Here is a 12,477-nt window from a genome sequence, read left to right on the forward strand (position 1 = left end):
CTTCAATGCCCTCAGGGCCACCCAGTAAAGCCACAGCAATCGCCAATGCTCCGGCACCCGCAACAGTAATTAACCGTTTACGCAGAGAGGCAGAAATCCCCACCCGCTAGCGCCCGCTTTCTCTGCAGCGACAATGTTTTGAACGGATGTCAGCGAGGGTCAACTTACGCCGGTAATACCAGTTAATCAGACAGGTGAGTAAGGCAATGCTTATGCCAGCCAGCACCCCGACAGCACTCCACTCCTCCGGGCTGAACCACGTCAGAATGCTATGGGCGATTGCACCCGCAGATGCGCTATAAGCCGCACCGGTTGTCAGTTTGCTCACGTTAGTCTCTGTCAGGGAGGGAGGATGTTGAGTGGGGGCTCTGGTCAGAGTCCTTCGGGTACAAAAAAGCCCTGACTGAATGGTCAGGGCTTCGTCTGTAAGTTCTGGAGGGTAAAACCCCATCGTTAGAGCCAATCTACCACAAAAAATGGAAAAGTAAATAGCAGGCGATTTCATCGCGCACGCCGTAATAGTGCGCTATCGGGTGATGAGCTGCAGCTGCTTCTCAGCCCATGACACCTCTTTCTCAAGAAAGGTAATCAGGTAACCCGACAGATGTTTCAGGCTCTTGTTCCAGGTATCCAGTGAGATTGCGTCGCTGACCTGTGCGATAGCGCGGTAAACAACCGTAGAAGCAATGCGTTCAAATCCTCGGCCGCCGCAGCGCTTGCAGTGATGATAGACGGGAACACCCTGCAGATGGGATTTCAGACGATTGACCGCCACGCCTCGCCCTTTACAGTCATTGCAGGCTGCCCGTACTACTTTCTTTCCTGCGCATTTTTTACAGAGCTTCCCCTTTTGCTGCCCCGTACCCTTACAGGCAACACAGGGCATTTCGGTGGCCGCACTGCGGGCAAAATCCAGGAAGGCATAAATCACGATGATCTTCAGAACCGCCTCACACTCCCGCGCAGGTAATTTGCAAAGAACCGGATAGCGAGTGGCTTCTTTCTGCGCCGCCGCCATCAGTAAACTCACGGCCTGTGCGCCAGCCCTCTTGCTCAGGTTCATCTTCGCGGCAAAGGCGGCATAGCCCAGTGAAGCACGTCGCTGCGCCATTCCGGCTGCAGCCATGACGTCGGCGGTTGAGAGTGAGTCCGGTGAAGCGCGGGTAAACAGGGTGCCTGGATGCAGAGAGCGGGGGGAATGAAATTTAACGAGACCTTCGAGATTCATGGAAACTCCATTGCGCTGTATGACGGCTGACAATACAGGCAATGGAATATGACTATATGGGCATTCAGTTTTCTGAACGTGTCAGGGAAAACCTATGGGATGGATGATGAATGACTTTTTGCTAATCAGCGCAGGCAACTGGTCACGCTCCAGCCCGGTGATGCGCATCCAGATAGCAATCAGCGCTTCCCCTGTATGATGCCGGGGTATCGCGCCCTGCTTCCACCCCACCAGCGTGGAGGTTGCCACATCAAGCTCGTAGGCAATTTTTTGCAGTGAATAGCCTGCCCGACTGATATCACTCAGAACCCGAAACCAGTCGGTTTTATGAATGTTAATTACTGGCACAATCAATCTCCCGCAAGTGGTCAGTCCAGATTAAGCCTGCAGGGGCGAAATTTAAAGTCTTCATTGCCCGTTACCCAGTCTGAGTCTGGTGAGGTCTTTAAGTTTTTTCAGACCAAGTTTATTCGCACAGTTTTTCCTGTGCTGATAAACAGTGCACCGATCGATGCCAAATTCACTGGACTGCCATTCCGCATTTTTGCCATGAACAAATCCGTCGAGGATATCCAGTTCTCTCTGTGTCAGTTGAATGGCTGTGTCATGCCCCACTTCACCGGCTATTACCCTTCCCAGTAATCTGGTGATCCGATGACGGCAGGTACGGGTATGAACAATCTGTTCTTCATGAATGACGCGCTGTAGCACCTGAACAGAGGCGCCAGTCAGCAAACTGACGTCGTCTGCGAAAATAACCAGCCTGGTGTTCACGCGCTTTTTGATATTTAGCAATGTACTGATCCACTCAGGCATAAATGTCCCCTGTGAAAGGCAAACGATTGCGGCTCTTAAATGACAACGGCTGTGAATTGCCTGAGCAGCAGCCCATCTGGCACAGTTGCAGGCGTGAAATGTCTGCAGGTAGTGTTGATGAGCAACGGTGTCTACGATGTCAAATAACCCTCTGTGTAAAATGTTTCTTTCTCCAATAACAACAAAATGCCTTGCTGGGTACATTGTGATTTCCCTTGAACCCTGAAAGTTTCGTTTAACATATATACATGAATTAACTCAGTGAAATCACAATTTCAGGTAAAAAATCGATATTCAAAGAAACAAATTGATTACATCCTCAAAAAAATTACCCCATTGAGAATGATCATTAACTCGTAATATCAGAAATTTAAATGAGACGTCTAAGAATATTTTTAAGAGAAACATGAATGAAAACATCCCATTAACGACAGGATGATTTTTAACGATATTTTGACTTTTAAAATTTCGGTATTACTATGCTGCATGAATTCAGGAGGGCATATGAAAAGAATCGTATTAGGAATATGTTTACTGTCAGGGTGTCAAAACTCAGTAACTCCACAACGCAACCAAACTGAAGACATCAACGCCAGAAAATATCCACTACTGAATGTTCAGGGCTGTCATGACTGGGACAAGCGATTCGTTTACGCCAGACCTGATATCATCAGGACGAGTAAACACTTCGATTGTGATCGAAAGGATTTTAAAAGAAAGAAAAAGTGATATATTTCATAATTCAAAAACGTAGCAAAGGCTATCAGACACATAACATGAGATCTACGCTTTAAAGCGAAATAACATCCAACATAACCTTAAGAAAGTGAAGATAGAGGGCAGGTTTTAAGCTATAAAATGACGTCCTGGTATTGCCCAGCAATCCTCTGATATGGTTTTTAACATTCATGATTCTCTGGACATTTTAATTAATAAGATGAAAACTGATTGCCACCATTAACCCACTTGTCATACCTCTCAAGCGCTGAAGATAATCTATAGCTTAGTTTACAATAAAAATCTAAAAAATGTTTTCATGATTGCACCACCCCACTATTGCTATCCTCTAATCATCCTCGATGATTAATCTCACATCAATTGGCACAGGTTTATGAAATTCTTTAAAACTTAGGAATCACGTCAGATCACCCTTGCTCACTGAAGGCTTTTTCATAAAAAAGAACATCATATGAATTGCCTAACCATGTTTTGAACAGAATAGCTTAGACAGTGAACCTTATTAAGGTGAAAAATTTTTTGGCTTTACGTTCAACTATGGTGTTTCTGAACTTGAATCATTTTAATTTATAAACACCCTCTAAACTCAAATCATTATTTCACTATTCTGAATAAAACCCACCAGGCAATAACAAATACTTCCATGCACCAATGAAAATGCTATTAATATCCCAGGCGACATTGCATAAATCATTATCACTTTACAGCAACTTGATCATATGGCATCTGGTATCAACATTCAAAGATAACAGACCTCAGGTAAGTGCTATCAGTCAGATTAAATGCGAGGGAATCAATGTCAGGCTCAGAAAAAAAAACCACGTCCATTAGTTTCATGGCAGTTATTGCTGTTTCGCTTAGCACGATGATTGCAATGCTCGACAGCACCATCGCAAACGTCGCGCTGCCAGTGATCGCCAGCGACTTCAAAGTTACCCCCTCTGAATCAATACTTATCGTCAATGCATACCAGTTTGCTGTGGTGGCTTTCCTCCTCCCCCTTGCGGCGTTAGGTAAAACAGTGGGCAACAAACGGATTTTTGAAGCAGGCGTATTATTTTTCGCGCTGTCATCTCTTGGGTGTGCCTCTTCCGAATCGCTGGGTGAATTGACGCTGTTTCGCATCATTCAGGGCGCAGGTGCCGCAGCCATATTGAGCGTTAATGCAGCGCTGATAAAAGAAATATACCCGGCCAGACTGCTGGGGCGCGGTCTCAGCATTAACGTGATGATTGTTTCGGTCTCTGCAGCTGCAGGCCCTTCCATCGCGGCGGCAATACTTTCGGTTACCAGCTGGAACTGGCTTTTCACCATTAATGGACCGATCGCGGTAGTTTCGCTGCTACTGAGCATCTTTTTCCTTAAAAAGCGGCCACTCCCGGAAGTTCACTTCGATATGGCAGGTGCGTTGCTTATGTTCGCCGTGGCCATGAGCTTTTCGCTCTGTATTTTTGGACTAACGAGAGATTTGCCGCTGATGGCCACTATCAGTTTCGATGCACTCATACTGCTGCTGATTGGCCTGTATCAGAATCAGAAAAGTAAAACGGATGCAGCTTTGATACCTGTCAGGTTTTTCAGGAACAGGACACTCTCCCTTTCTCTTATCATGTCCACCCTTTCTTACAGCACGCAACTACTGGCCTATGTCTCACTTCCATTTTATTTTCATGAAACGCTCAAACGTAGTGTTGTTCAGACCGGCTTATTGCTGACTGCGTGGCCACTTGCAACCACAATAACAGCCATGATCGCGGGTGAGTTAGTCAAAAAAATTAATTGCCACCTCCTCGCGGTGGCCGGTTTGAGCATTCTAATGGTGGGCATGCTATTACTGATATTCCTGCCATCGGCCCCTGGTGATGCAGATATTATCTGGAGGGTAGCGATTTGTGGTATGGGATTTGGTTTCTTTCAGTCCCCGAACAATTACCACATTATGGCGTCAGTAAGCAGTGGTGATGCAAGTGTCGCGAGTGGTTTGTTAGGCAGCGCGCGTGTCATTGGACAAATAACAGGATCGGCCATGGTGGCGATTTTATTCAATTTAGATAACAAATATGCAATCGAATACGCTCTCATCGCAGGCGCAACCTTTTCATTTCTTTCATGCTGCGTGAGCTGTTTAAGATATAGAAGCGAGCAGTCGTCAAATAGTTAAAATGAAGCAAGCCTTGATTAATAAACGAAGCGATACCTTTTAAAAAGGGTTAACTTTCATCAAAACTTCATGTTTGTCATGAAACCTCTGAGGCCACTTCATAATTTTTTAACCCAACATTAAAGTTAATTCCTTAAATATAAGCACTCTGACTATAATTTATCGGTATCAGTTAACGTCAGTTCATAGCTCACGTTCGAAGTCGATTCAGGGCTCGATTCAGGTTTAATGTTCAGGGGTGAATCATGGCAGATTTCGACCTACATAAATTTCTCATTAACGATCAACCTTACACCTTCCTCTTTGAAGTCGTTGTACGTGTACTCATTGCATATATCGTCGTTTTCACCTTTTTGAAAATTTCAGGCAGGCGCGGTGTCCAGCAGCTCTCACTCTTCGAAGTTGTGGTGATCCTAACACTAGGGTCTGCTTCAGGGGATGTGACTTTTTACGATGATGTCCCCGTTCTTCCCGTCATTTTGGTCTTTGCCATATTGTTATTACTGTATCGGCTAACCACCTGGGCAATGACCAAATCTTCGTGGTTCTCAACTCTTATTGAAGGAGAAGTGGTAACGCTAATCGCTGAGGGTAAGTACGTTTCTGAGAATCTGGACCGGCTGAACATTTCAGAAGATGAATTTCTGATGGAGTTACGCCTTAAAGGGGCCGAACATCTTGGTCAGATACGGCTGGGGCTGGTAGAGGTAGATGGCCAGCTCAGCCTCTACTTTTATCCGGACGAAGAAGTGCGGGCCGGGTTATCTGTACTTCCTGAAGCACACCGTCAATGTTTCACCAAAATCCCTGCAACAGGCTTATATGCCTGTAACCGCTGCGGCACTACCCGAGAAATACTTGGATATGAAGAAAGAAGATGCCACGAATGCGGACGCGATACCTGGTCACTCGCACTGAACAAAAAGCGGGTTTGAAGCACAGGTGCAGCATATTTTTCGATATCTCACAAAATTCCCACCCGGCATAAAGCCAATCAGGATCAGATATTCAGGAAACTTTTTTTCTGGCGCTTTAACCTAAAGAGACTATTGATGTTCCGTTGTGACGATTTTACCAGGACAGAAATTTACCTTCGCTCACTAAGTTTCACACCGCATGTCTGCCTTTAATCAGGTTAGCCTCTTCCCTATATCTCAATCACTTTGAGGCAAAAAAAAAGCCCGCCGAAGCGGGTGTCATATGATAGTGACAACACCAGGGAAAATCGTTGTGACAACTCATCCTTGAATACAGTTGACACACATATAGTTTAGTCTTTCTCATGAACATGATTTGTAAATCGCAGTAAATATCTGATTTGATATGCACAATCACGATTATTGATAAACTTTCTGAACAAATTAGCAAGCTACTCTGTCCAGCTTCAGTTGGATAACAAAAATTGCCCAAGCAGCGTGTTGCCCCCTTGGTGTCTGAGGACGCGTTCTTAAGATGCCTTTCCTGATGTCCCTGCCCCTTTTCTCAAATGAGTACTACACTCATCACCACCATAAAAATTTTAAACATGTACACCTAACTGTCTCGACTCTGGCTATAAACCGCCTCTTCGTATGACTTTGACCGATAATGAGCGTTGAGACTTTCAGGGGTTAACATAGATGTATGCACTGAAGATGTACCTGATAAACTTTTTCAATCATGCGAAACGGCCATGGACGAAGAACTAATCAACGCGGCTACCACTCTGGGGGAGTTACTGTCAGCAACATCACTGACAGTCACGACTGCCGAGTCATGTACTGCCGGCTGGGTCGGTTCGGCCCTGGCGGCGGTCAGTGACAGCACACGATTCTACAACTGCGGCTTTATTACCTATACCGATGCGGCCAAACAGCGCATTCTCAACGTCAGTCCGCATACCCTTGCGAATCACTCTGCAGTCAGTGAGGCTACTGTCATCGAAATGGCGCGCGGCGTCAGATCACTTGCCGGTGACAATATAGGAATAGCTGTCACTGGCTATGCGGGACCGGACGGGGGCGATGACGGTACCCCAGCCGGGACCGTCTGGTTTGGATGGTGTCTGGATGATGAAAGCGTATGCACATCGCAGAAATGGTTTAGGGGGAACAGTGAAGAGGTAGTGAGGAAAGCAGCCTTGTATTGCATAACCGAACTCACACGCATTTTGTAGAATTGGTAGGGGAACGCTGATGGCTCCCCTTTTAGATATTAAGCCTGTTTGGGTTGGCCATTAGACGCCGTCAACCCGCCGTCGACGGGCAGGTTCACCCCAGTGATATAACGCGCATCATCGCTGGCAATGAAGGCGATTGCACTGGCGATATCTTCAGCCTTACCAGCCCGCTGGAGGGGAATGCGGTCATAGAACTTGTTTAACAGTTCCTGATTGTCCTTCATATCTTCGGTAAGATCGGTCAGCGTAAATCCCGGGCAGATGGCATTCACGCGAACACCGTCCGCACCATAATCCATCGCCAGTGCGCGCGTAAAATTAGTCACGCCGCCCTTCGCAGCGTTATAAACGCTCATTCCCCAGTCTCCACCCAGCCCTGAAACCGAAGACGTGTTCACCACATTCCCCTGAGTTTTAAGCAATGAAGGCATGAAGTAATGGACACAATGAAATACCCCATCCAGATCAGCCCCCATCAGCTTTTTCCAGTCCTTAATGGACACTTCATGTATTTTTCCCTGAACAACACTCCCCGCATTGTTCACCAGGACGTCGACTCTGCCATAGGTTTGCTCGACCAGCTCTGCCAGCTGTTTGACCTGGTCGGGATCCGACACGTCACATGGCGCTATAAGATGCTCCCCTTTCGGAAGCGCGTGCAGTGTGGTTTCGAGTTTTTCACGGGTTCTTCCCACCAGCACCACCGAAGCACCTTCACTGGCAAAACGCTTTGCTGAGGCCGCCCCTATTCCTGAACCCGCACCGGTGATCACGACAACTTTTTCCAAAAAACGTGACATCGTTATTCTCCATTAGGCCTTTTTAATGAGTGATAAGCCTGGCAGCCATGAGGGGATGATCAAGCGAAGCAGGATCGCCAGGATGGGACATCAATGGAAGTAGATACCCGTGGGCATACCCGGTAAGCCCTTAACCTTTTGATCAAGGTAAAGGGCTTATCGAAAACCTAAAGAGCCGGGTTTAAGGTTTAAGAATGACTTTTGTCCAGCCGGGCGCTCGGCTGTCAAAATTTTTATAGCCTTCAGGAGCCTCATCGAGGCTCAGACGATGCGAGATAATCCGGCCGGGGCTGGCTTTGTCATGGTGAATAAGCCTTGCGAGCTGGCGGTTGTACGCTTTCACGTTTGCCTGACCAGTGCGGATGGACTGCCCCTTGAACCAGAAGCTGCCAAAATCAAACGGCATTTTACCCGCTTTTGCCAGGTCGCTTTCCGCTGCAGGATCCTGGGGCACGAAGACACCCACCACGCCTATTCCGCCTGTCGCCTTGGTTGATGCGACCAGACTGTTCATAGTTGCACTGTTGTCTTCATGGCCGTGTTTATTGCAGCACTGGTAACCGACACATTCACAACCGCAGTCTGTGCCCCTGCCGTCAGTCAGCTCAAGGATTTTCTGTACGGCTTCATCCCCGGCAGCATTAACCGGTGTAGCACCGAATTGCTCAGCAAGGGCCAGACGATCGCTGTGAGTATCAATAACAAAGACCTGGGAGGCACCTTTGATGATTGCTGAGTGCGCGGCCATCAGTCCCACCGGCCCCGCCCCGTAGATGGCGACGCTTTCTCCCGGACGCAGTCCCGCCAGTTCGGTTGCATGCCAGCCGGTCGGGAAAATGTCTGAAAGCATGACGTAATCTTCTTCTTTCTCCGCCGCATCCTCTGGGAGCACCAGGCAGTTGAAATCGGCAAAAGGAACCCGCAATAATTCCGCCTGACCACCGTCCCATGGCCCCATTTCAGCAAAACCATAAGCGGCGCCCGCACTCCCCGGGTTAGCTGTCAGACAAAATCCGGTCAGGCCTTTTTCACAGTTTTCACAAAAGCCGCAGCCTACATTGAAGGGCATACACACGCGGTCACCCACTTTGATACGCTCCACTCCCTGTCCAACTTCAACGACCTCGCCCATGTTTTCATGGCCAAAAATCCGTCCTTCTTCGAAGCTGGTACGTCCTTCATACATATGCAGATCCGAACCGCATATATTCGTGGTGGTTATCCGGATTAATGCATCACCGGGACGCTCAATTTTTGCATCAGGAACATTTTTTACCGTTACGTTAAATGGGCCGTTGTAAATAATTGCTTTCATAAGATCGCCTTAGCCATTATCTGAGTGGTTACAAAGTTAACTGAAGTATGTAATCGTTGCGCTTATATCTTTTACCTTTCAATTCTCCACAACAAATATGGCACATATTCCAGATTATGATTTTAATGGTGCCGACGCGCTTGCATGTAGTTGATTGTGAATTATGATTAAAATGCTATATGCATATTTTCGTTTAATCATAACGTCAACAATTCATGTAGAGGAAATATTATGGCTCAACATAGAGGCGGTTCAGGAAACTTTGCAGAAGACCCAAAAAGAGCATCTGAAGCTGGAAGGAAAGGCGGTCAGGCAAGCGGTGGTAATTTCAAAAATGATCGTGAGAGAGCTTCCACAGCAGGTAAGAAAGGTGGTAAGAACAGACATCAAAGTTCGTGAGAAGGCTTGTTATATCGTTAATAATTAAGGAAGCGTTTTTTATAATTACATTTCTGATTACCTAACCATTAATTTTATTTTTTGCCCACTTACCTGTTACGGTAATTGCCAACCCGTCAAGAACTCGCTGGAGTTTACCCTATGAAAGTTAAAACACTTCTCGATTTATTTATCCATGACCTGTCCGATGTTTATAGTGCTGAAAAACAAATCACCCGCGCCCTGCCAAAAATGATCCGTGCTGCATCCGAGCCAAAACTTAAAGAGGCTTTTCAGCATCACCTTGAAGAAACCCAGGGTCAGATTGAGCGTCTCGACCAACTTGTGGAATCGCATGAGGAAGTGCGGATTGTGCGTATGAAATGCCACGCGCTGGAAGGTTTGGTTGAAGAAGCGCAGGAACTTATCGAAGCGACTGAAGCCGGTCCCGTCAGAGATGCAGGCCTCATTGGTGCCGCCCAGAAAGTGGAACATTACGAGATCGCAACGTACGGCACACTGATTGCACTGGCCATCAAGCTTCAGCTTGGAGAAGCCTCCACGCTTTTGAAAGAGACGCTGGATGAAGAAAAAAACACCGATCAGAAACTGACATCAATCGCTGAAAAACAGTGACACGGCCACCATCTGGAGATACCTATGTCATCGACCTCTGCACATTCGCATTATCATGACTGGCTGCGTGACGCGCATGCCATGGAAAAGCAGGCTGAAACGATGCTTGAGCAAATGGCAAAACGACTTGAACATTATCCCCAGCTGCAATTGCGCATTGAGCAGCACATTGAAGAAACGCGTCAGCAGCAGACGCTTCTTGAAGGCATTCTGGACAGGCATGGAATAGCACACTCAAGCGTAAAAGATGTGATGGGAAAGATGGCTGCGATGGGACAGGCATTTGGTGGCATGTTTACGGATGATGAAGTTATCAAAGGAGCCATCGCCGGATATGTCTTTGAAAATGCTGAAGTGGGAAGCTATACCAGTCTGATCAGCGCGGCAAAGCGCGTCGGCGACACGGCAAGCGTCCCTGTACTGAAGCAAATATGCGAGCAGGAACTGGCGATGTCTGACTGGCTGATCAGTCATTTGCCGGAGTTAACCGAACAGTTCCTGACGCTGAGTGAGGATCCCGACTCAAAGGCTAAACGCTGAACTCCCGGACGTGATAAATTCCCTATCGTTAAAGTGAAGCGGGTAAAAATATACCCGCTTTCATTTGGCCCAATCCCCCGTGTAAACGACTTCATCCACCCCAAACCCAGTTGCGCACTTCAGGCACATCCTCGCCATGCTCTCTCACATAACGATGGTGCTCAGCGATTCGCTCCTGCAGGTCGTCGAGGAGTTCCGGATGACGATCAGCTAAGCCCGGCATGTGCAAAATGGCAGCCTGTGCAAGATGGTAGCGGTCTAGCTCATTCAGCACCGTCATATCGAATGGTGTGGTGGTGGTACCCTCTTCATTGAAGCCATGAACATGGAAGTTACCGTGATTGTTTCTCTGATAGGTCAGGCGATGCACCAGACTTGGATAACCATGGAAGGCAAAGATGACGGGTTTATCCGTGGTGAAAAGGGCATCGAACTCTTCTTCGGCTTTGCCATGCGGGTGCTGCTCCTGCGTCTGCAACGCCAGTAAATCCACCACATTGACGACCCTGATACGCAATTCCGGCAGATAGCCCTTTAGCAAATCGACTGCCGCCAGGGTTTCCATGGTAGGCACGTCCCCCGCACAGGCCATGACAACGTCTGGTTCACCCTCACAGCTCGCCCAGTTCCATATGCCCATGCCTGCCTCACAGTGAGCAATGGCGCTTTCCATATCCAGCCACTGGGGTGAAGGTTGTTTACCTGCAACAATGACATTGATCCGGTCCCATGTTCGCAGGCAGTGGTCCCCGACCCACAGCAGCGTATTGGCATCGGGTGGCAGGTATATACGCACAATGTCGGCTTTCTTGTTCGCGACATGATCAATAAATCCCGGATCCTGATGGCTGTATCCATTGTGGTCCTGCCGCCAGACGTGGGACGACAGCAGATAGTTAAGCGAGGAAATCGGCTGTCGCCAGCCCAGCTTACGGGTGACTTTCAGCCATTTAGCGTGCTGGTTAAACATCGAATCGACGATATGAATAAAGGCTTCATAGCAGTTAAACAGCCCGTGGCGCCCTGTAAGCAGATAGCCCTCCAGCCAGCCCTGACACTGATGCTCACTGAGGATTTCCATGACACGTCCGTCCCGGGCCAGCTGTTCGTCATAATCCTTGATGGGTTCCATCCAGGTACGGGAGGTGACGTCAAACACGGGTGACAGACGGTTGGATGCCGTTTCGTCCGGGCCAAACAGCCTGAAGTTATCTAGATTCTTTTGGAAGATTGCACTCAGGTAACGACCAAACTGTTCGGTGGCCTGCCCCTGTGTGCTGCCGGGCTGACCCGTCTCCAGCGCAAAATCGTGAATATCGGGCGTAATCAGTTCACGGCGCAACCTTCCCCCGTTGGCATAGGGCGTTGACCCCATACGCTTATTACCCTTCGGGGCCAGCGCGCGTAGTTCAGGGGCAAGCGATCCGCTCGGGTTAAAGAGTTCCTGCGGCTGATAGCTGCGCATCCATTGTTCAAGGATCTGGCGATGGCCGTCATCCTCATGGCAACCGGAAACCGGTACCTGGTGGGCGCGCCAGAATCCCTCCACTTTTTTGCCATCCACCTCACGCGGGCCGGTCCATCCTTTCGGGCTGCGCAGAATAATCATGGGCCAGCGTGGCACAGCATCTGTTGCATTGCCACTACGCGCCTGCTGCTGGATATGAGCGATGTTATCAAACGCCGTGTCCAGCGCGGTGGCCATAT

The 12,477-nt window shown here is 48.2% G+C and carries 13 protein-coding genes; 6 read left to right on the forward strand and 7 right to left on the reverse strand.

The genetic code is table 11. The annotated features are described in order from the left end of the window. Positions 1-106 precede the first annotated feature (106 nt). The 4 genes from H7A81_RS28025 to H7A81_RS20705 all read right to left on the reverse strand — a co-directional run bounded on the left by H7A81_RS28025 (position 107) and on the right by H7A81_RS20705 (position 2,044). Positions 107-505 (reverse strand): phage holin, encoded by a 399-nt coding sequence (locus H7A81_RS28025; protein ID WP_370529972.1) that lies wholly within the window; start codon positions 503-505, stop codon positions 107-109. Positions 506-526: 21 nt separating this feature from the next. After that, complete coding sequence (locus H7A81_RS20695; RefSeq protein WP_182058574.1) at positions 527-1,228, reverse strand: antitermination protein; 702 nt, start codon at positions 1,226-1,228, stop codon at positions 527-529. Positions 1,229-1,309: 81 nt separating this feature from the next. Beyond that, positions 1,310-1,576 (reverse strand): hypothetical protein, encoded by a 267-nt coding sequence (locus tag H7A81_RS20700; RefSeq protein ID WP_182058575.1) that lies wholly within the window; start codon positions 1,574-1,576, stop codon positions 1,310-1,312. A gap of 60 nt (positions 1,577-1,636) precedes the next feature. Further along, positions 1,637-2,044, reverse strand: coding sequence for a LuxR C-terminal-related transcriptional regulator (locus tag H7A81_RS20705; protein WP_182058576.1), 408 nt, complete (start codon positions 2,042-2,044; stop codon positions 1,637-1,639). A gap of 1,534 nt (positions 2,045-3,578) precedes the next feature. On the opposite strand from H7A81_RS20705, the gene H7A81_RS20710 reads away from it, so the two are divergent. From H7A81_RS20710 to H7A81_RS20720, 3 genes are all read left to right on the forward strand, one after another. After that, a complete protein-coding gene (locus tag H7A81_RS20710) occupies positions 3,579-4,943 on the forward strand; it encodes an MFS transporter (protein ID WP_182058577.1) in 1,365 nt (454 codons plus the stop codon). Positions 4,944-5,188: 245 nt separating this feature from the next. Next, positions 5,189-5,878 (forward strand): DUF421 domain-containing protein, encoded by a 690-nt coding sequence (locus tag H7A81_RS20715; RefSeq protein ID WP_182058578.1) that lies wholly within the window; start codon positions 5,189-5,191, stop codon positions 5,876-5,878. Between the two features lie 737 nt (positions 5,879-6,615). Beyond that, a complete protein-coding gene (locus H7A81_RS20720) occupies positions 6,616-7,098 on the forward strand; it encodes a CinA family protein (protein ID WP_182058579.1) in 483 nt (160 codons plus the stop codon). A 38-nt stretch (positions 7,099-7,136) separates the two neighbouring features. Here H7A81_RS20720 and H7A81_RS20725 read toward each other — a convergent pair whose 3' ends face one another. Both H7A81_RS20725 and H7A81_RS20730 read right to left on the reverse strand, forming a co-directional pair. Beyond that, positions 7,137-7,901, reverse strand: coding sequence for an SDR family NAD(P)-dependent oxidoreductase (locus H7A81_RS20725; RefSeq protein ID WP_182058580.1), 765 nt, complete (start codon positions 7,899-7,901; stop codon positions 7,137-7,139). A gap of 181 nt (positions 7,902-8,082) precedes the next feature. Beyond that, entirely contained in the window at positions 8,083-9,216 is a 1,134-nt protein-coding gene (locus tag H7A81_RS20730) for a glutathione-independent formaldehyde dehydrogenase (RefSeq protein ID WP_182058581.1), read from the reverse strand. Between the two features lie 231 nt (positions 9,217-9,447). Between H7A81_RS20730 and H7A81_RS20735 the strand changes: the two genes are divergently transcribed. From H7A81_RS20735 to H7A81_RS20745, 3 genes are all read left to right on the forward strand, one after another. Continuing rightward, complete coding sequence (locus tag H7A81_RS20735) at positions 9,448-9,615, forward strand: general stress protein (RefSeq protein ID WP_182058582.1); 168 nt, start codon at positions 9,448-9,450, stop codon at positions 9,613-9,615. A gap of 141 nt (positions 9,616-9,756) precedes the next feature. After that, positions 9,757-10,230, forward strand: a complete 474-nt coding sequence (locus H7A81_RS20740) for a ferritin-like domain-containing protein (protein WP_182058583.1) — start codon at positions 9,757-9,759, stop codon at positions 10,228-10,230. Between the two features lie 24 nt (positions 10,231-10,254). Beyond that, positions 10,255-10,770, forward strand: a complete 516-nt coding sequence (locus tag H7A81_RS20745; RefSeq protein WP_182058584.1) for a ferritin-like domain-containing protein — start codon at positions 10,255-10,257, stop codon at positions 10,768-10,770. Positions 10,771-10,861: 91 nt separating this feature from the next. On the opposite strand, the gene H7A81_RS20750 is transcribed toward H7A81_RS20745, so the two are convergent. After that, positions 10,862-12,477 (reverse strand): phosphoketolase family protein (locus H7A81_RS20750; RefSeq protein WP_182058585.1); only part of this gene is annotated, 1,616 nt, incomplete at its 5' end.

The organism is Pantoea sp. ME81 (genome assembly GCF_903970985.1).
In the GTDB taxonomy this organism is placed as follows: domain Bacteria; phylum Pseudomonadota; class Gammaproteobacteria; order Enterobacterales; family Enterobacteriaceae; genus Pantoea; species Pantoea communis.